Raw genomic sequence first — 19623 nt, 5'->3', positions numbered from 1 at the left:
ATGCTGGTGCCCATAACCACAAGAAGATTCCCCACATGCGCTTCCACGGCCTGGACCTGAATCTGCTGGTAGTGCTGGACGTGTTGCTCGCTGAACAGAACATCACCCGCGCCGGCGAGCGGCTGTTTCTCAGCCAGCCGGCCACAAGCGCGGCATTGGCCCGCCTGCGAACCTATTTCGAAGACGATTTGCTCGTGCAGATCGGCCGCCGGATGGTGCGCACCCCGATGGGTGAAACCCTGGCACAACCGGTGCGTGACCTGCTCATCCAGATGCGCGCCACGCTGGAAAACCGCAGCCAGTTCCAGCCGGAACAGGCCAGCCGCACCTTTACCTTGATGGCCTCCGATTACGTGGGCATGGTACTGATGCCTGAAGTGAGTCTTCGCTTGCGCGAGTTAGCGCCCAAGTGCTCGCTTGAGCTGTTCTCGCCCAACGACGATGCCATTCATGAAATCGAGCGGGGGCACCTGGATTTTTTGCTGTTGCCCGATACGCAACTGATGGAGGGCCACCCCTCCAGCCCATTGTTCGACGACATTTTCGTGTGCGTGGTGTGCCGCGAGCAGGGCCCAGCGACGCTCTCGTTCGATGACTACAAGCAGCTTGGCCACGTGCTGGTGCGCTGGGGCAACGAACACCGCACCCCCACCGTGGATGAGTGGTTTCTACGCCGTTTCGACTTCGAGCGCCGGGTGGAGGTGACTACCCACACCTTCAACAGCGTGCCTCCCTATGTGATCGGCACTCGCCGCATCGCCACCATGCACCGCCGTCTCGCCGAGCGCTGGGTGGAATACCTGCCGTTACGCATCCTGCCCGCCCCCTGGGCGGCACCGGAACTCACCATCGCGTTGCAATGGAACAAATACCGCCAGCACGACCCGGGACTGGCGTGGTTGCGCAACCTGATCATCGAGACGGCGCAAGGGTTGGGTTAGGTGTGGTCCCATACAGCCCGAGCGGCGAGGATTTCAGGCGCCTGGCCTTCCAGCCATTCCAGTAATCCTTCCAGCCGCTGCGCCAGCGCGAGGCCCAGTGTCGTAAGCCGATATTCCACCTGGGGCGGGATAGTCGGGATCACCGTGCGGGACACCATGCCGTCGCGCTCGAAGGCACGCAGCTTGAGGGTAAGGATGCGCTGGGACAGTTCCGCGTCGGCCATGGCGTTTACCTGCCGTTGAAGCTCGGTGAAGCGCAGCATCCCGGTTTTCAGGATCAACAACAGCAGCGGGCTCCAGCGATCGCCAAGCCGGCCGAGGGTTTCCCGGATAGGGCCGTGCGGATCATTGCCGTTGTGCAGTACCCGCGCGCGCAAGCGCTCCAGGGCCTGCTGCTGGGTTGCTTGCGGGGCTTGAGTGTCGGGATTTTCCACGCGGTGATGTTCCTGCGGTTGGTAGAGGCACGCACATTGAGGTAACCGACCCACATTAAAGTGCGATCTTCCGGGCATGCAAAGCCTACTCCTAGAATCGCCCCACAGCCCAGCCAATGGCACGGCTGCCAACAACAATAAAACCCTGTGGGAAGGTGCAGATGAACCATTACGACGTGGTCGCAATCGGCGGAGGGCACAACGGCCTGGTCGCCGCGGCCTACCTGGCCAAGGCCGGAAAAAAGGTGCTGGTGCTGGAGCGCAAGGATTACGTGGGCGGTGGCGTGTCTACCCGCCAGCTCAACACACCGGGTTTCTGGCACGACGAGCACTCCAGCGTGCACATCATGATCCAGGGCAACCCAATGATCACCCAGGACGAGCTGGGCCTGTTCAGCCGGTTCGGGCTCAAATACAACTATTCCGACATTCCTCACGCCACGGTCTTCGAGGACGGCAGTTCGCTGATCACCTATCGCGACCTGGACAAAGCCTGCGCGTCCATCGCGACGGTATCCGAACGTGACGCCAACACCTACCGCGAGCTGGCCTTGAAGGCCGGTGGGCTGCTGCCGCTGTTCCTCTCCGGATTTTATTCGCCGCCGCTGCCCATGGGCGCCATGGTGGCGATGCTCGACCAGAGCCTGGAAGGCCGCGAGCTATTCGATGCCATGCAGCGCAGCACGCTAGACATCATCGATAACCTGTTCGAACACGACAAGGTGAAGATCCACTTGCTGCGGGTGATTGCCGAAAACCTGCAGATGCCCGACGAACTGGGCACAGGGATGGGCGTGTATGCCTTTGTCGGGATCATGCACACCCACGGCGTGTCGCAACCGGTAGGCGGCAGCGGCAAGCTGTCCGAGGCCCTCGCCCGCTGCATCGAGCACCACGGTGGGGAAATCCGGTGCAATGCCGAAGTGCGCAAGGTCGTGGTGTCCGATGGTCGCGCGGCGGGCGTGGAGCTGGCTGACGGTGAACGTATCCTTGCCAGGGATGCGGTGATTGGCGCGCTTCATCCCCATGTGATCAAGCGCTTTGTGGACGGGCTGGACCCAGGTGTGATCGCCCGCGCCGAACGCGCCACCCTCGCCCCCTTCAGCCTGTTCGTGAGCCACTACGATTTGCATCGCCAAGCTGAGTTTCACGCAGGCCCTGACGTGGGCCGCGCTACCATGCTGACCATGATGAGCAGTGATCGCCTGAGCGACATGCTGGATGATTTCGATGCCTTGCGGCGCGGCCGCGTGTCCACCCGGCGGCTGGTGGCGGGCGGCGACGAAAGCATCAACGACCCTACCCGCGTGCCAGCTGGCAAGGGGATGTTCCATGGTATGACCTTCGCGCCCTACAACCTGGCCGAAGGCGGCGCCGCGCGCTGGGGCGAGTACAAGGAAGAATTCGGCGACCTGAGCCTGCAGGCCTACCGCAAGTTCGTGAAAAACCTGACACCGGACAACATCATCGCCCGCACCCTGTGCTCGCCACTGGACCTGGAGCGCAGCTCGCCCAACTCCATGGTCAAGGGGGACGTGCATGGGGTAGCCCCGTACTTCTACCAGAACTTTGCCCACCGCCCCACGCCCGACCTGGGTCGCCTGACTGTGCCTGGGCTCGACAACCTCTACTTGGTGGGGCCGTTCATGCACCCCGGCGGCGGCGTATTCGGCGCCGGCCGCGCAACCGCCATCAAGGTGTTCGACGACCTCGGGATGGATTTCGACCGCGTGACGAGGAACTGACCATGAAGATATTCGGCAGCGACAACAGTGAGCTGATGGCGGTAAATGCCATCGAACGTAGCGGCAACGAACTGCTGATCAAGGGCAAGATCTTCGGTGCCATGCCCATGGTTGCCCGTCTGCGCCCGGAGGAAGCCCGGGCGGCACTGAAGATGCTGGACCTCAAGACTGTGTTGTTCCTGCTCAGCCTGGTGTTTCGGGCTCGAGTAGGCAAGATGAAACTCAAGGCTGGCTCGGAGGCTGCCCGACGCTGAGTGGCAAGGGCTCGCCCATGGGGCTGTCAGACTTTTTGTGTTCGGGCGGTTAACGCCCGTCACCTGACGGACAGTGAAATCACCAGGTCGGCCTTGTGATGTTGACCCGCAGGGCATCGAAGAATATCACCGAGTACATCGGCTCCAGCGGGCGCTGCTGCCAGGCGCCGACCTCGTCCATCACGGCGTCAGTCACCGAGCTGATGAAGTCGTGGGAAACGTCAGTGCCGTACTGTTCTCGCAGGAAGGCGCTAATCTCTCGCACGGTCATGCCACGGGCATACATGGCGATGATCTTGTCGTCAAAACCGGTGAAGCGACGCTCTGCTTGGGAATCAACCCGAAGATCGCTGCACGGGGATGCCCGCTTCACCAACAAACTTGAGCTTCGCCAGTTCAAGTACGCCGACGACTATAAAACCCTAATGGGTACCTCACATCGACAGCTGGCTTCATTGCGTTGTATGCAATACCCCAAAGTGGCCCGCCAGCTTCCCCAAACGCTCATCCAAGGTCCATAGGGTAGCCTTTGACATCAACGTGGAGGCGAGCAGGACCATGTCTACCAGCCCACAGCCAAGACCATAAAGCTGATGACGCTCGATAAAATCCAGCGCTTCGCTTAATGAAGCCTGTTGTTCATAGCGAAGGCTTGATAAGTCAGCCAGTGTTCTGGCTCGGTCAGGTGGTGTCCCACAGGCCAGCTCACCCAGAATCATTGGGTGTATCAACACTTGATCGCGGCCGAGCAGACCCACCAGTGCCTCATTACGGCTACGAAAGTGCGCTATCCATACTGAGCTATCGACCAGCACATCCATCAGCTGAGATCGCCCTGTCGCCGGGGAACGTCTTCCATAGACGGCGCTGCGGAACCTAACGAGGCAAGGCGTTTAGCTGCTTGAATGCGAACAAAGGTCTTTACGGCCTCCCGAAATAGGTCAGCCTTGTCCATGCTGGGATCAGCCAGCTCAAGGGCGCGCTTATAGAGCGCGTCGTCAATGGTCACCGTGCATCAGAAAGGCGACACCACCAGTTGCCCCCTTCGACTTTCTTGACACCGCGTACACTAGGGCGGCGAGCAGGCTGCCTGCCAGGATCGCCAGCAGGTACAGCAGGGCATGGTTCATGGCAACAACCCCTAATCTGTGCAGTTTCTGAAAATAAAGACATACGACAACAGATCACCTATGATCTTGTCCGAAGGCTTCCCCGCGGTCCTGAGCACGGAAGGTTTTGCCGTGCCGGAGACAGGGGGTCATGCCCACTTGCTCTCCAACACTGTTGCTGGGCTCGTTTTGCCGCCGTACCTGAAAAACAATAACAACATCGGAGATAGCCATGGACTTCAAACGCAAACTACTGATCGCCTCCCTTCCATTGGTGTTCTGCCTGTCGAATGGGGCAATGGCAGAAGTGAAGATCAAATTCGCGGACGTTCACCCGGCGGGGTACCCGCCCGTTGTCGCTGAACAGCAAATGGGGAAAAAGCTCGAGGACCAAAGCCATGGCGAGATCAGCTTCAAGATGTTCGCTGGTGGCGTGCTTGGGTCTGAGAAAGAAGTCGTCGAGCAAGTCCAGGCCAACGCGGTGCAGATGACACGGGTGAGCCTGGGGATCGTAGGGCCGGTCGTACCCGACGTTAACGTGTTCAACCTACCGTTTATCTTCCGTGACCACGCTCATATGCGGAAGGTGATCGATGGGGATATCGGCCAGGAGATCCTCGACAAGATCACCAACTCCCAATTCAACCTGGTTGCGCTAGCGTGGATGGACGGTGGCACGCGTAATCTCTATACCAAAAAGCCGGTGCGCGATATTGCCGACCTTAAAGGCATGAAGATCCGCGTTCAGGGGAATCCGGTCTTCATCGACACCGTCAATGCCATGGGCGGCAACGGTATCGCCATGGCCACAGGCGAAATCTTCAGTGCCTTGCAGACCGGTGTGATCGACGGCGCCGAGAACAACCCACCGACCATGCTCGAGCACAACCACTACCAGAACGCCAAGTTCTATACCCTGACCGAGCACTTGATCCTGCCGGAACCGGTGGTTATCTCCAAGGTCACCTGGAACAAACTCAGCCCTGATCAACAGGCGCTGGTGAAGAAGCTCGCCATGGAAGCCCAGGCCGAAGAGCGCGTGCTTTGGGACAAGAAGTCCGCGGAAAGCGAAGCCAAGCTCAAAGCAGCTGGCGTTGAGTTCATTACCCTCAGCCCTGAGCAGAAGAAAGCCTTCTACGATGCCACCGCCCAGGTACGTAGTAAGTACGGCGCGCCCTATGCCGACCTGATCACTCGCATCGAAGCCGTCAAATAACTTCTCCAGCAAAAATGCTTTGGTAAGCGGGTGCATGCCCGCTTGCTGGAGCGGTGGTGAGCCCATGAAAAATACGATTCTACGGTTTAACGACGCACTCTATGGCCTCTGCATCGGTGTGGCTGGCCTGTCGATGCTGGCCATGGCACTGATCATTCCATGGGGTATTTTCGCTCGATACGTCCTTGGGTCTGGCTCCAGCTGGCCTGAACCAACGGCGATCCTGCTAATGGTGGTGTTCACCTTCTTCGGCGCGGCGGCCAGCTACCGAGCCGGCGCGCACATGGCGGTGAGCATGGCCGTCGATCTGATGCAACCCGCCCTGCGCCGCGGCGCCGCGATCCTGGTACAGCTGCTGATGGCACTGGTGTGCATCTTCATGGCGATCAAAGGCCTGAAGCTGTGCCTGAACACCTGGAACCAGTTCATAGGCGAGATGCCCAGCCTGCGCGTAGGGATTTCCTATCTGCCCATTCCAATCGGCGGGGTAATCACCCTGGTGTTCGTGTTGGAAAAGCTGTTTCTAGGCGACCAGAGCCACCGCCGGGTGGTGCGCTTTGACTTGGTTGAAGAAAGCGAAGGAGCGGCGTGAATGGACGCGTTTATCTTGTTAGGCAGCTTTATCCTTCTGATCCTTGTGGGCATGCCGGTGGCCTTTGCGCTAGGCCTGTCGGCATTGATCGGCGCCTGGTGGATTGAAATCCCGTTCGACGCCTTGATGATTCAAGTAGCGGGCGGGGTCAACAAATTCTCGCTATTGGCGATTCCGTTCTTCGTGCTGGCCGGGGCGATCATGGCCGAGGGCGGCATGTCCCGCAGGCTGGTGGCATTTGCCGGTGTACTGGTGGGTTTTGTGCGCGGCGGCCTGTCCCTGGTGAACATTGTCGCCTCTACTTTCTTCGGGGCTATCTCGGGCTCGTCAGTAGCGGACACCGCTTCGGTGGGCTCGGTGCTGATCCCGGAGATGGAGCGCAATGGCTACCCGCGGGACTTCTCCACGGCAGTCACTGTCAGCGGGTCGGTGCAGGCGCTACTGACGCCCCCTAGCCACAACTCGGTGCTTTACTCCTTGGCCGCGGGCGGGACGGTGTCCATCGCCTCGCTGTTCATGGCCGGTATCATGCCCGGGCTGCTGCTGAGCGCGGTCATGATGGGACTCTGCATGCTCTTTGCGCGCAAACGCAATTACCCCAAGGGCGAAGTGATACCGCTGCGCCAGGCATTGAAGATCGCCGGTGAAGCGCTTTGGGGCATGATGGCCATGGTCATCATTCTGGGGGGTATCCTCTCGGGCGTGTTCACCGCCACGGAGTCGGCCGCCATTGCCGTGCTCTGGTCGTTCTTCGTGACCATGTTCATCTATCGCGACTATAAATGGCGCGACCTGCCTAAACTGATGCATCGGGCAGTGCGCACTGTTTCGATCGTGATGATCCTGATCGGCTTTGCCGCCAGCTTTGGCTACATCCTCACGCTGATGGAAATCCCGACGAAGATCACCACTGCGTTCCTGACCCTGTCGGACAACCGCTACGTGATTCTGATGTGCATCAACATCATGCTGCTGTTGCTCGGTACCATGATGGACATGGCCCCGCTGATCCTTATCCTTACCCCGATCCTGCTGCCGGTAATCGTGGGAATAGGCGTGGACCCGGTGCACTTTGGCATGATCATGCTGGTGAATCTGGGCATCGGCCTGATAACCCCGCCCGTGGGCGCGGTGTTGTTCGTGGGCGCTGCGGTAGGCAAGGTCACCATCGAAGCCACGGTCAAGGCCTTGCTGCCGTTTTACCTGGCGCTGTTCCTGGTACTGATGTTGGTGACTTACATCCCTGCCATTTCGCTGTGGCTGCCGAGCGTGGTGCTCTAACCACGCGCTGGCTATGCCGGTAGCAGCAGGCCTTGGCCGCGATTGGCCGCACACTGGGTAACGGTCGTGGCCGAGACCTGCCGCTATGTGGCTCCTGATCGGACAGGAAGGAGCTACTGACGGAATCAAGATGACAACTTCGTGCAGGCCGGCTCGTTTTTTCCAAGCCGGCCCGCGCGGCATCAGGAAGGCGACACCACCAGTTCACCCCCTTCGGCTTTCTTGAGTACCGCGTACACCACGGCGGTGAGCAGGCTGCCCGCCAGGATCGCCAGCAGGTACAGCAGGGCATGGTTCATGGCGTTGGGGATCAACAGCACGAACAGGCCGCCATGGGGTGCCACCAGCTTGCAGCCGAAGTACATGGACAGCGCGCCAGTCAGCGCGCCGCCGACCATGGACGCCGGAATGACCCGCAGCGGGTCCTTGGCGGCGAACGGAATGGCGCCTTCGGAGATGAAGCACAGCCCCAGCACCATGGCCGCCTTGCCCGCTTCCCGCTCGGCCTGGGCGAACTTGCTCCGCGCCAGCAGGCTGGCAAGGCCCAGGCCAATGGGCGGCACCATCCCCGCGGCCATGGTCGCGGCCATGGGGCCGGTGGTCTGGTCAGCCAGCAGCCCGACCGAGAATGCATAGGCGGCCTTGTTGATCGGCCCACCCAGGTCCACGCACATCATTCCACCGAGCAGGATACCCAGCAGCACGGCATTGGCGGTGCCCATGCTGTTGAGGAAGGCGGTGAGCGAGCCGAGCATGTTCGCCACCGGCGCGCCTACCACATACACCATGATCAAGCCGGTGATCAGGCTCGCCAGCAGGGGGATGATCAGGATGGGCTTGAGCGACTCCAGACTGGTGGGCAACCTGGCGGCGCGGCTGACGCCCTTGGCGCTGTAACCGGCGATGAAGCCTGCCAGGATGCCGCCGATGAAGCCCGCCCCCAGGGTACTGGCCAGCAGGCCGCCGATCATCCCGGGCGCCAGGCCCGGGCGGTCAGCGATGGACCAGGCGATATACCCGGCCAGCAGCGGCACCATCAGGGTGAAGGCCGCATCACCGATCTGCTTGAGCGCGGCGGGCAGCGTGCCGGCCTCTTCGAACGCCCTGATGCCGAACACGAAGGACAGTGCGATCAGCAAGCCGCCCGCCACCACCATGGGAAGCATGAACGACACCCCGGTCAGCAGGTGCTTGTACACGCCGCGCTTTTCCTGGGTAGCGGGCGCGGCGCCTTCGCCGCTGGACTCGATCCGGCCTTCAGCCAGGGCCTTGTCCAGCATGGCCTTGGCCTGCTTGAGCGCCACGCCCGTGCCGCAACGGAAGATCCGCTTCCCGGCGAAGCGGTCCGTCGCCACCTCGATGTCGCAGGCCAGCAGCACCACGTCCGCCGCGGCGATGTCCTCGGCGGCCAAAGGGTTGCGGGCGCCCACCGAGCCCTGGGTCTCCACCTTCAGGTCGTAGCCCAGTTGGCTGGCGGCCTGTTGCAGGGCCTCGGCGGCCATGAAGGTATGGGCAACACCGGTCGGGCAGGCGGTGATCGCCACCAGGCGCGGACGCCGGTTCACGGTGGCGCCTGAAGCCGCCTCCGGTGAGGCCTGTGGTTCGTAGGGCCTGGCTTGATCCAGGGCGCGGTCGAGGAAGGCATCCACGTTACCCAGGGCTTCGGCCGGCGTGCTCTGGAACAGACGCTTGCCACGCAGGCGCTCAAGCTCCACCGGGCCCGTGGCGACCACCACCACATAGTCGGCTTCCTCGATGTTCAGGGGTGACAGGTGCCGCTCCGGATGCTGCGGGTCGTGGATTTCCACGCAGGTGCTCCAGCCACGGCGCTGGGCCGCGCCGTCCAGCAGGCGGGCGCTGAGCACGCTGGAGATTCGCCCGTTGGGGCAGGCGGTGATAATGGCCAGCTTCATTGTGGCACCTCCTCGAATGCTGCCAGGGGACGAACGCTCACCCCCGTTTCCAAGCGCGCCAGCGCGGCGCGGTCGGGAATGCCGAAGCCGATCTGGGTCACTGCCATGGCCGCGATAGCGGTGGCGGTGCGCAGGGTCTCAGGCGGCGACTGTGCCTCCAACAACCCGTGCACCATGCCGGCCAGCAGCGAATCCCCGGCGCCGACGGTGCTGGCCACCGCCACCGTGGGCGGCAGGCCATGCAATGCCAGGCCCGGGCTGAACCAGCTCACGCCCTGAGCGCCCTGGGAAATCACCACGTGCTCGATCCCACGCTCGAGCAACGCGGTCGCGGCCTCGGCCTGCTGGCGCAGGTCTTCCACGGGGCTGCCCAGCACCTGGGCCAACTCTTCGGTATTGGGCTTGACCAGCCAGGGCTGGCAGGCCAGGCCGGCCCGCAACGCCGCGCCACTGCTGTCCAGAGCCACCTGCAGGCCGAGGCTACGCAGGACTTCGAGCAGCTGCTGCAGCCATTGCGGGCTGATGCCTTGGGGCAGGCTGCCCGCCACTATCGCCACGGAGCAGCCGTCGGCCAATGCGGGCAAGCGCTCCAGCAAACTGGTCTGTGCTTCGGCGCTGATGACCGGCCCAACGCCGTTGACGTCGGTGACACGGCCATCCCGTTCGGCCAGCTTGATATTGCGCCGGGTCTCCCCCGGCACCCGGACGAAACCGTCATCGAAGCCGCGCTGGCGGAACAAGGCTTCGAAGCGGTCGCTATTGGCCTGGCCAAGAAAGCCGCTGACCCGGATCTGATGGCCGAGGTCGGCCAATACCTGGGCGACGTTCAGGCCCTTGCCAGCGGCATGCACATGCAGGGCCTCACCGCGGTTCACTTCGCCCAGGCGCAGCGTCGGCAGCTCGACTGTCAGGTCCAGGGCCGGGTTGAGGGTAATCGTCAGAATCCTTGCCATCACTGCTTCTCCACCAGGGCGCGTACTTCAGTGGCGCTTGCCGCGCTCAGGGCCCGTTGCGCCAGCCGCTGTGCATCGGGCAGGCTGAGCTCTCGCACGCCGGCCTTGACCTCTGCGATGCTGCGTGCCGACACGCTCAATTCATCCACGCCAAGGCCGACCAGAACAGGCACCGCCAAGGGGTCCGCCGCCAGTTCACCGCACACGCCCACCCATTTGCCGTGGGCATGGGCTGCGCGTACCGTGATGTCGATCAGTTGCAGTACCGCCGGATGCAGGCCGTCTGCCTGAGCGGAGAGGGTCGGATGGCCGCGGTCCATCGCCAAGGTGTACTGGGTCAGGTCGTTGGTGCCGACGCTGAAGAAATCCACCTCGCGGGCCAGTACCGGGGCCAGTAGCGCGGCGGAGGGCACCTCGATCATGATGCCGACCTGCAGGTCCTCGACCGGGTGCGCCTGGCGCAAACGCTCGAGCATATCGCGGCCTTGGCGCCACTCTTCTACTGTGGCGACCATGGGGAACATGATTCGCAACGGGCGGCCTTGGCCGGCGCGCAACAGGGCACGCAGCTGGGTTTCCATCAGCTCGGGCCGCTGCAGCGTCAAACGGATGCCACGCACGCCCAGGAAGGGGTTTTCCTCGGCGGGAATAGGCCAATAGGGCAAGGGTTTGTCGCCTCCGACGTCCAGCGTGCGCACCACCAGCGGGCGGCCTTCGAGGGCATCCAGCACGCGGCGGTATTCGGCTTCCTGGGTCGCCTCGTCCGGGGCCTGGGAATGAGCCATGAAGATCAGCTCGGTGCGCAGCAAGCCAATGCCTTCGGCGCCCTGCTCCACCGCCGCGCTTACGGCAGCGGCCTCGCCCACGTTGGCGCAGACTTCCACAGGGTGGCCATCGGCGGTCAGGGCCGGCTCGTGCCGCCGTTGCGCCGCCGCGGCCAGGCGCTGGGCGCGCTGGTCGCGTTCGATGCGAGCACGTTCCAGCACCTCCGGCTGCGGCGCCACGATCACCGTGCCGCGCTGGCCATCGAGCAGCAAGGGGGTGCCTGGGACGATGCGCAGCACCGCCTCACTGGCACCGACCACGGCCGGGATACCCAGGGCACGGGCGACAATGGCGCTATGGGCGGTCGCCCCGCCGCGGGCAGTCAGGATACCCGCCACCCGGGCCGGGTCCAGGCGCGCCACATCGGACGGGCCTACCTCATCCATCACCAGTACATAGGGTTCGTCCGGTGCCTGTGCGGCCTGCACCCCGCACAGCTGGGCGAGCACCCGGCGGCCAATGTCCCGCAGGTCTGCCGCTCGCTCAGCCAGCAAGGCATCGCCCAGGCTCTCCTGGCGAGCCGCCGCGTTGTCGATCACCGCCACCCAGGCCGCCGCGGCGCTGTCGCCCTGCTGCAAGCGTTGGCTGACGTCCTCGATCAGGTCCGGGTCTTCGAGCATTTCCAGATGGGTCGTGAAGATATCGCGGATGGACTTGGCCGCGCCTCCGGCAATCAGCTGTTGCAGGTCACTGCGCACCTGGCCCACCGCCATCTCCAGACGCTGGCGCTCCGCGCCCGGGCTTTCACCCCGAGCCGGATAATCGAACTGCACGGGCGCTTCCACATGAGCGGGGCCGATGGCAATTCCGGGAGCCGCCGACACCGCGCGCAGCGTACTCCCCGCCGCTGGGGTGGGCATCTGGGAGGTAGGCGGCTGTGGTGCCTGCACCTCTTCGGGCGAGACAACAGGCAAGGGCTCCACGGCTTCGCCCAAGCCTTGCTCGATGGCGGCCAGCAACATAGGCAGGGCGATTTCGGCAATCGCAGGTTCGGCGGCCAGTTCCAGCACCTGCCCACGGCGAGCGCCCAGGCTCAACAGGCGGGAAAGGCTCTTGGCCGAAACCGGCCCCTCGCCGCTACCCATGACACGTATCTGGATCTCACCCTCGAAGCCCTTGGCCAGCTGAGCCAGCTCCTTGGCCGGCCGCGCATGCAGGCCATGGGCGTTGGCCAGGGTTATCCGCGCGCTGGGCCAGTCCGGCGGAATGTCCCCGCCGAGCACTTCCAGCACGGCGCGGCTGTTGGCGGCATGGAACAGTTCCTCCCCGCGCCCGGCGATCAGCAGCGCGCAGAGCCGTTCGAGCAAGGCTTCATGGGCCTCCCCCAGGCTGGCCAGGCAGAACAGGCCATTGACCGCTTGCCCCTGGTAAGTCAAAGGCCGCTCCGGGGTCACGAAGGCCAGCCCCGGGCGCGTTACTTCCTGTTCGCTATGCAGCCACCACAGCCCCTCGCCCAGCGGCAAGGGCGCCAGGCCCTGCACGATGCCGGCGAAGCCGCCGTGGACACAATCGGCCTGGCGCAACAGGCGTGCGCCACGCCATACCAGTTCCTCGAAATCGTCCACGGGCAGGCCAAGGCTGACCATCTGCGCGTCCAGGGCCAAGGCTTGCGGCGCGCCCTGAAGCAGCTTGAGCAAGGCTTCGGGTGTGGCCGCTCGGCGCAGCGCCTCGCCCAGGTCCGTTTCGCCAAGGGCGCGGGTCAGCAGTTGCAGCAGGCGCAGGTGCTCGTCGGACTTGGCCGCGATACCAATGGCCAGGTAAACCCGCTGGCCATCGCCCCAGTCCACCCCTTCGGGAAACTGCAGCAGGCGCACGCCTGTGGTGAATACCTGGTCGCGGGTAGCCGGCGTGCCATGGGGAATGGCGATGCCTTGCCCCAGGTAGGTCGACCCCTGAGCTTCGCGGTCCATCAACCCCTGCAGGTAACCCTCGGCGACCAGGCCATCGGCCACCAGGCGCTCGGCGAGCAAGCGCAGCGCGGCAGGCTTGTCCGAGGCCGTTTGCCCCATGGAAATCTGCTCAGAGGTGAGCTCGAGCATGCTGACTCCTTATCGCGCCGCTTCCTGGGCGCTGTTGTTGTGAGTGTTTCGGCGTGACGCGGCTATGCTCAATACGAAGGCCGGACCGCTACACGCGCGCCATCGGCGCCCTGCCACGGCAGCTGGACAAGGGTAGAGACCACCTGTGCGGTAAGACCTCGCGAGCATGATTTCTATCGCGTTCACGCTAGCTGAAACGTTTAACCTAGCAAACGATGAACGTTACTCGAAATCGCCTCGACAGGGAACGCCTGCCGTCGGCCAGGCTGTGGAAAACTCGCCCCTGCCGCCGCCGCGCAAGATAAGCGACAATGACGAATGCGTTCGACTGGCGCTCATCCGCGGTCAGGGATGCCCATAAAAGGAAACTTGGTTTGAAACTCAGCGATATCGCTCGGCTGGCCGGCGTGTCGGTCACCACTGCCAGCTATGTCATCAATGGCAAGGCGGCACAACAACGCATCAGTGACACCACGGTGGCGCGTGTGCGCGCGGTGGTGGAGGAACACGGCTTTACGCCCAACCCTCAGGCCGCGGGGCTGCGCAGCCAGCGTACGCGCACTTTGGGCTTTATCCTCCCAGACCTGGAAAACCCCAGCTACGCGCGCATCGCCAAGAACCTGGAGCAACAGGCCCGAGCCCGGGGCTATCAGCTGCTGATCGCCAGTTCCGACGACGACCCGGATAGCGAACGACAGTTGCAGAAGCTGTTCCGGGCGCGCCGCTGCGACGCCCTCTTCGTAGCCAGTTGTCTGCCGGCCGCCGATGGCTGCTACCGCGAGATTCAGAGTCGCGGCACGCCCGTCATCGCGATCGACCGACAGATGGACCCAGCCCTCTTCTGTTCGGTGATCAGTGATGATCGTGAAGCCGCCCGCGTGCTTACCGCCAGCTTGCTCAACCCCGCCCTGAGCGGGCCGCCGCCTCGGCATATCGCCCTGATCGGGGCCCGACCGGAGCTGAGCATCAGTCTTGAGCGCGCTGGCGGGTTCGCCGATGCCCTCAATGACTTTTCCGGAACCGTACTGGTACGCGAAGGCGAGGCCTTCAGCCGCGACCGGGGCCAGCGCCTGATGAGCGAGCTGGTGGAAGAGCTCGGCGGCCTGCCAGACGCTTTGGTGACGACCTCCTACGTGCTGCTTCAGGGGGTGTTCGATGAACTGCAGCGCCGCGGTCTGGGCGCTCCCGACCTACGCCTGGGCACTTTCGGCGACACCCAGCTGCTGGACTTCCTCCCGCTACCGATCAATGCCATGGCCCAGCAGCATGAATTGATCGCCGCTCGCGCGCTGGAACTTGCCCTGGGCGCGCTGGAAGAAAAGGTCTGTAGGCCGGGCGTCCATGCCATTGCCCGTACCTTCAAGCAGCGCATCAGAGAGGGCCAGGCGTGAACCTGGTGGATACCCACACCCACCTGGATTTTCCCGATTTCGACGCGGACCGCTCGGCCGTGCTGGATAGCGCCGAGGCGGGGGGCGTAAGCCGTGTGGTGGTATTAGGGGTACATCGCGCCAACTGGGAGCGGGTGTGGCAGCTGGCGCTCACGGATTCCCGGGTCTATGCCGCCTTGGGGCTGCATCCTGTATTCCTGGAGGAGCATCAGCCGCGGCACCTGGATGAACTGCGCCAGTGGCTCGAACGCCTTGCGGGGCATGGACGGCTGTGCGCGCTAGGAGAGTTCGGGCTGGACTATTACCTCAAGGAGCTGGACCGCGAGCGCCAGCAATGGCTGTTCGAGGCTCAGTTGCAGTTGGCGGTGGACTTCGAGCTGCCTGTGCTGTTGCATGTGCGCCATTGCCATGCGGCTGTGATCGCTACCTTGAAGCGCTACAAGCTACCGAGACGTGGGGTGATCCATGCCTTCGCCGGCAGTTGGGAAGAAGCTCGCGAATACCTGAAGCTTGGCTTCAAGCTGGGCCTGGGCGGCGCGCCCACCTGGCCCCAGGCATTGCGTCTGCGCAAGGTGGTGCCGCGCCTCCCCCTGGACAGCATCGTGCTGGAAACCGATTCGCCGGACATGGCGCCAAGCATGTTCCCCGGCCTTCGCAACAGCCCCATTCACTTGCCGGCCATCTGCCAGGCGCTGGCCGAGCTCCTTGGGGTAAGCGCGCAGACACTGGCCGAGGCCAGTACCCGTAATGCCTGGGAGCTGTTGGGGTGGGTAGCAGCCGACGTTGGCCGCGAGCAGACCTGACACCGCGCTATGCCCTGTCGCCGCCAAGGCGGGCTGCTACAAGGTGTGCCGGTATGTCGCCGTAGCAACCGGCCTTGGCCGCGACCAGGTCTCTGGCATCCTGCTACGGCCGGTCGCCGCCAAGGCGGGCTGCTACGGGGGCTGGTTCTTTCAATACAGCAAGGTCCAGAGCGCAAACAGCGCATACCACAGCACTGCCGCCCGTTGCAGTAAAGCCCAGAGCGCGTCCAGGGCAGCCACGGGCTCGCTGGAGCCACCTGGAGCAGCCAGGTCGGCAGCCAGGCGACCGGTATGGGCGACGAAACGGCCAGCGCTACCGTGCCAGTCCAGCAGTTCATGGAGCATCCAGCGACACACCGCGACGAAGTTGCCGACCAGGGCGAAGCTGGCACCGAGCATGCGTGCCGGTAGCCAGTCCAGGGCATGCAGCATCAGCCCGGCGCGCTCGGCCAGGGCCGGGTCCGCGGTGCGTTCGGCAATCAATGCCAGTAGCCGGTAGGCCAGGGCCAGGGCCGGGCCCAGCAGGCTGTACCAGAAGACTACAGAGAAGAAACTGCGCAAGGCCTGGCCCAGCAGCCAGCCTTGGGCCTGTTCAGCCAGGGCCTCGGGGCTCGGCGCGCTGAGACCCAGGTCCCGCTCGGCCACATGCAGCGCTGCCTGCAGGTCGCCTCGGCGCCAGGCATCGCGCAGCGGGCCGGTGGCAACCTTGGGCTCGCCCCGGCCCAGGCTGTAGAGCAACACGACCAGGTGCAACGGTAGCGCCAACCAGCCATAGGCCACCTCGCCCAAGGCCCACAGCAACACCGCGACCAGCGCCACGGGCGGCGCGACCAGCCAGGCCAAGGCCAAGCCCGGCCTGACATTCCCCGAAAGGCGCTCGCGGCGCCGCAGCGCCCGCAGGAACCAGCCGTCGACCTGCACACGCTGACGCAAGGCGGAGAGTTTCTCGATCAAGACAACGAGCAACAGCACCAGAAAACTCACGCGCCTCCCTCCTCGGTGGTCAAGCTGGACAGGTAGCGGCTCCAGTCGAAGGCGGGGCCGGGATCGGTCTTGCGGGTCGGGGCGATATGGCAATGGCCCTGGATACGCGCCGGCACGATGGCCGGATAGCAACGGCGGATCTGCGCGGTCAGGTGAGCGAGGCTTGCGTATTGCGCCTCGGCGTAGGGCTGGTCGTCGGTACCCTCCAGCTCTATGCCCAGGGAAAAGTCATTGCAACCTTCACGCCCGTCGAAGGTGGACACACCGGCATGCCAGGCCCGATCATGGCAGGACACGAACTGAGTGATCGCGCCGTCGCGCTCGATCAGAAAATGCGCCGAAACGGTCATCTGGGCGATGCTTTCGAAATAGGGATGGGCAGCGGCGTCCAGGCGATTCTGGAAAAACGCCTGGACCTGGCCAGTCCCGAATTGCCCTGGCGGCAGGCTGATATTGTGGATCACCAGCAACGACACCTCGTCGCCGGGCCGGGTATTGAAGTTGGGTGACGGGCAATGGCGTGCGCCATGGCACCAACCCGTGACGGGATCCAGACGGACCTCATCGAGGCGCATAAGGGCTCCTTGCGGCAGGCCGATCAGGCGCCCAGTATGCCTTTTCCAGCGAAGCAGCGCAGCGTCGAGGCAGACGTGCCTTACTTTTTGAGTTCCCGCAGCTTACCGACCACCGCATCCAATGCGCGATCGAACAGCAGGTTATCGTCGAGCACCTGGATGGCGCCGCGCTTGAACTCCTCGGCCAGGCCCATGCGGGTTCGCTCCAGCACCTTCATGCCGGTACGGTTCACGAACACATACTTGCCGGTGCTTTCGATGATCGCGGTCAGCTTGCAGCGCAGCCGGGTGTCTTCGTCTTCCTGCAGCTCCACCCAAACGCCTGGGCGGAGGTTATCCACCTGCCGCAGGGCCGGGTCATTTTCAGGCAGGCGCGCCGCCGGCTCCGCCGACGTGGCAGGCTCGCTGCCCTCGAGCACGATTTCATCCGTCACCTGGATCAGGGACGGATCATTGGCCGGGCCCGGCAGGTTCGCGCCCAGTGCCTCGCGCTGGAATGCCTGAACATGCAGGCTTTCCAGCTGGCTGAAGAATTGACTGGTGGCGAAGGGGTCGAAGGCCGAACTGGTCAAGCCCTCGCGCAGCGACTTGAGCAACCCCGGCACCAGTTCCAGCAGGCGCAGGCGGCTGTGCGGGTCGTCATGAGGCACGACGCTCCAGATCAGTTGATCCATGGTCGCCAGCCCGGCTTTCCATTCTTGCGAATCACTGCCGTGCTTGAGCCAGGTCAGCAGCAGGAACTTGCTCCAGGCTTCTTCCAGCAAGCGCACCACCACTTGCGGCAGGGTACGCCCCATCAGGCGGCGATTGAGTTCGGCCTGCACCTGGGCACGGGCCATTTCCGCCCGGGCCCGGCCTTCCTCAGCGTCACGGGTGCGTTGCTCGAGCAGTTCGCTCCGGCGTCGCTCTTCTCCCGTGAACGCAAGGAAGTCCACCAGCAGCTCGGAAAACAGCGCGGGGTCGTCCACGAAGTCGTTGAGAAGCCGTTGCACGATCTGCTCGATGCGTGCGTGCAAGGCATCGCGCTGGGACTCGTCGCGGCTGCTCCAGCCCATGGCGGCGCTGGCGATCTCGTTCAGCAGACGGCGGGCGGGATGCGCCCCGCGACTGAAGAAGCTCTTGTCCAGCACCGCCACCTTGAGCATTGGAATCTGCAGGCGGCCAATCAGCGCCTTGAGGGAATCCGGCAGGTTACGGTCATCCAGGATGAACTCGAAGAGCATGGCCACCAGGTTGATGACGTCCTCGTCCACGCCACCGACTACCCGGAACTTGCCGCTCTTGACGCTTACCCGGGTCAGCAACTGCTCGAGCTGGTAGCGCAGGTCATAGTCTTCGTGCGCGGAAGGGTTGGTGGGCACGTACTGTTGCAGGTGGGACAGCAGACGCAGGAGGTCGTTGGTGGAAATGGGCTGTGCTTCCGCCGAATGTTCCACCTTCGGAGCAACACTGCCACGAACCGCGTGCAGCAGTTCCTGGAGCGCGGAGAACACCTCGCGCACGCTTTCATCCAAGGGAGCCTGGAGAGGCGTCTGCGCGTTCTGAGCGCGCGCCGGCGGCGCTTCCGTCGTGGCCTCGACCCGCTTTCGGGCGGTAACGGGGCGGTCTTCGGCGCGGCGGCTCGGCGCTGCCTTGAGCTCGGGAAGGATGCCGGTGGCGATCAACAGTTGGTTGGCGTCGGCGTACAGGTGGTCGGTATCGCTGAGCACGTACTTGTCGAAGAGCTTGAGAATGATCAGCTTGACCTTGATCTCCACGCCCAGGTTACGTCCGGCCTGCAGAAAGTACTCGCAGAGCATGGCCGGGCCCAGTGGATTGCTGTCGTCGGTCAGCTTGCGCGGCACCAGGGTATTGAGCCGGGTGGTCAGCTGACCCAGGGCCAGGCCATCACGCGCCATGACCTTCCCGACCATGGCATCCAGGGCCACCGTGCGCTCGAGCTCATCGTGCGGCACCAGGGCCAGCTTGTCGTAGGTCACGGCCGACGCACTCGGCTCTCCCAGGTCATACTGGCCGATGCGCACGAACGCTTCATAGAATTTTTCCAGAAAGCCGCGCTCGATATTCTTGCGCTTTAAACGAAGGTCGCGCATGGCTTCGAAGAAGGTGTTCTGGTCGACATTGTTCAAGGCCTTGTCGGCCATCTCGAACAGGGTGTCGTCGGCGTTGTCGAACAACGCCTGCAGGCCGTCCTTGAGTTGCTGGGCGGCTTTATCACGCACCTGCAGCAACACCACGGGCAATCGGGCCAAAGGGGCCGAAGCTGCCTGGTCAGCAGGTACCTTGAGAGGCACCACTTTGCCATCTGTGGGCATGGCTGGCTCCTGGTGTTGAAGGTTGGGCACTATGTAAGTGAGATCGTCCAAGTTTCAGCCCTGCCTCCATCGAGCATGGCCACCTGGATAGAAGCTGAAGGCCACGTCATTCGTGCTGAGCATGGTCCGCCAAACAAGTGGCGTCAATTACAAGGCGCGCCAGGTTGTGAACCAGATCTCAACCCAGTCGAAAGCCCTGCGAGCTGAGTTTTACGATCACATCAATGGACCATTGACCGCTGCGCCGCCGAAA

General features: G+C 63.5%; 18 protein-coding genes and 1 pseudogene. 8 read left to right on the top strand and 11 right to left on the bottom strand.

Features of this window, described 5'->3' with window-relative positions; genetic code table 11:
• The first annotated feature begins 35 nt into the window (after positions 1-35).
• Entirely contained in the window at positions 36-941 is a 906-nt protein-coding gene (locus ACP691_RS01435; RefSeq protein WP_426198495.1) for a LysR family transcriptional regulator, read from the top strand.
• Here ACP691_RS01435 and ACP691_RS01430 read toward each other — a convergent pair.
• Positions 938-1375 (bottom strand): winged helix-turn-helix transcriptional regulator, encoded by a 438-nt coding sequence (locus tag ACP691_RS01430; protein ID WP_426149756.1) that lies wholly within the window; start codon positions 1373-1375, stop codon positions 938-940. The two genes, ACP691_RS01435 and ACP691_RS01430, sit on opposite strands and share 4 nt — an antisense overlap.
• Before the next feature lie 161 nt (positions 1376-1536).
• Here ACP691_RS01430 and ACP691_RS01425 point away from each other — a divergent pair, with 161 nt between their 5' ends.
• Both ACP691_RS01425 and ACP691_RS01420 read left to right on the top strand, forming a co-directional pair.
• Entirely contained in the window at positions 1537-3120 is a 1584-nt protein-coding gene (locus ACP691_RS01425) for a phytoene desaturase family protein (RefSeq protein WP_426149755.1), read from the top strand.
• Between the two features lie 2 nt (positions 3121-3122).
• Positions 3123-3374, top strand: a complete 252-nt coding sequence (locus ACP691_RS01420; RefSeq protein WP_426149754.1) for a hypothetical protein — start codon at positions 3123-3125, stop codon at positions 3372-3374.
• 97 nt (positions 3375-3471) lie between these two features.
• Here ACP691_RS01420 and ACP691_RS01415 read toward each other — a convergent pair.
• From ACP691_RS01415 to ACP691_RS01400, 4 genes and pseudogenes are all read right to left on the bottom strand, one after another.
• A pseudogene (locus ACP691_RS01415) lies at positions 3472-3699 on the bottom strand (transposase); the annotation flags it as partial.
• A 127-nt stretch (positions 3700-3826) separates the two neighbouring features.
• Entirely contained in the window at positions 3827-4195 is a 369-nt protein-coding gene (locus ACP691_RS01410) for a type II toxin-antitoxin system VapC family toxin (protein WP_426149753.1), read from the bottom strand.
• The gene (locus ACP691_RS01405; protein WP_426149752.1) at positions 4195-4383 is read right to left on the bottom strand and encodes a type II toxin-antitoxin system VapB family antitoxin; all 189 of its coding nucleotides are present in this window, start codon (positions 4381-4383) and stop codon (positions 4195-4197) included. The genes ACP691_RS01410 and ACP691_RS01405 overlap by 1 nt, the downstream gene beginning before the upstream one ends.
• Positions 4373-4504, bottom strand: a complete 132-nt coding sequence (locus ACP691_RS01400; protein ID WP_426149751.1) for a hypothetical protein — start codon at positions 4502-4504, stop codon at positions 4373-4375. Before ACP691_RS01400 ends, ACP691_RS01405 begins: the two co-directional genes overlap by 11 nt.
• Positions 4505-4715: 211 nt before the next feature.
• On the opposite strand from ACP691_RS01400, the gene ACP691_RS01395 reads away from it, so the two are divergent.
• The 3 genes from ACP691_RS01395 (at position 4716) to ACP691_RS01385 (ending at position 7572) form a co-directional block, all read left to right on the top strand.
• Positions 4716-5699: a TRAP transporter substrate-binding protein gene (locus tag ACP691_RS01395; RefSeq protein ID WP_426149750.1), complete on the top strand. Its 984-nt coding sequence runs from the start codon at positions 4716-4718 to the stop codon at positions 5697-5699.
• 64 nt (positions 5700-5763) lie between these two features.
• Positions 5764-6291 carry a TRAP transporter small permease gene (locus ACP691_RS01390; protein ID WP_426149749.1) on the top strand — a complete coding sequence of 176 codons (528 nt, stop codon included), beginning with the start codon at positions 5764-5766 and terminating at the stop codon, positions 6289-6291.
• Positions 6292-7572, top strand: a complete 1281-nt coding sequence (locus ACP691_RS01385; protein WP_426149748.1) for a TRAP transporter large permease — start codon at positions 6292-6294, stop codon at positions 7570-7572.
• A gap of 182 nt (positions 7573-7754) precedes the next feature.
• Here the strand turns inward: ACP691_RS01385 and ACP691_RS01380 are convergent, their stop codons facing one another.
• From ACP691_RS01380 to ptsP, 3 genes are read right to left on the bottom strand one after another with little or no spacing between them, the layout of a single operon-like run.
• Complete coding sequence (locus tag ACP691_RS01380; protein ID WP_426149747.1) at positions 7755-9485, bottom strand: PTS fructose-like transporter subunit IIB; 1731 nt, start codon at positions 9483-9485, stop codon at positions 7755-7757.
• Positions 9482-10438 (bottom strand): 1-phosphofructokinase, encoded by a 957-nt coding sequence (gene pfkB, locus ACP691_RS01375; protein ID WP_426149746.1) that lies wholly within the window; start codon positions 10436-10438, stop codon positions 9482-9484. Before pfkB ends, ACP691_RS01380 begins: the two co-directional genes overlap by 4 nt.
• Entirely contained in the window at positions 10438-13302 is a 2865-nt protein-coding gene (gene ptsP, locus ACP691_RS01370; RefSeq protein ID WP_426149745.1) for a phosphoenolpyruvate--protein phosphotransferase, read from the bottom strand. Before ptsP ends, pfkB begins: the two co-directional genes overlap by 1 nt.
• A gap of 374 nt (positions 13303-13676) precedes the next feature.
• Between ptsP and cra the strand changes: the two genes are divergently transcribed.
• Together cra and ACP691_RS01360 are read left to right on the top strand one after the other, a co-directional pair.
• A complete protein-coding gene (cra, locus tag ACP691_RS01365; RefSeq protein ID WP_426149744.1) occupies positions 13677-14693 on the top strand; it encodes a catabolite repressor/activator in 1017 nt (338 codons plus the stop codon).
• A complete protein-coding gene (locus ACP691_RS01360; RefSeq protein WP_426149743.1) occupies positions 14690-15496 on the top strand; it encodes a TatD family hydrolase in 807 nt (268 codons plus the stop codon). The genes cra and ACP691_RS01360 overlap by 4 nt, the downstream gene beginning before the upstream one ends.
• A 150-nt stretch (positions 15497-15646) precedes the next feature.
• Here the strand turns inward: ACP691_RS01360 and ampE are convergent, their stop codons facing one another.
• The 3 genes from ampE to ACP691_RS01345 all read right to left on the bottom strand — a co-directional run bounded on the left by ampE (position 15647) and on the right by ACP691_RS01345 (position 19370).
• Positions 15647-16480: a regulatory signaling modulator protein AmpE gene (ampE, locus tag ACP691_RS01355; RefSeq protein ID WP_426149742.1), complete on the bottom strand. Its 834-nt coding sequence runs from the start codon at positions 16478-16480 to the stop codon at positions 15647-15649.
• Positions 16477-17055 (bottom strand): 1,6-anhydro-N-acetylmuramyl-L-alanine amidase AmpD, encoded by a 579-nt coding sequence (ampD, locus tag ACP691_RS01350; RefSeq protein ID WP_426149741.1) that lies wholly within the window; start codon positions 17053-17055, stop codon positions 16477-16479. The genes ampE and ampD overlap by 4 nt, the downstream gene beginning before the upstream one ends.
• A gap of 80 nt (positions 17056-17135) precedes the next feature.
• Positions 17136-19370: a DUF1631 domain-containing protein gene (locus ACP691_RS01345; RefSeq protein ID WP_426149740.1), complete on the bottom strand. Its 2235-nt coding sequence runs from the start codon at positions 19368-19370 to the stop codon at positions 17136-17138.
• Positions 19371-19623: the final 253 nt, after the last annotated feature.

Origin of the sequence: Pseudomonas sp. DC3200b2 (assembly GCF_049895785.1) — a bacterium.
Classification (GTDB): domain Bacteria; phylum Pseudomonadota; class Gammaproteobacteria; order Pseudomonadales; family Pseudomonadaceae; genus Aquipseudomonas; species Aquipseudomonas massiliensis.
Note: the sequence above shows the minus strand (reverse complement) of the source record. Positions and strands in the feature narration are given on the sequence as shown.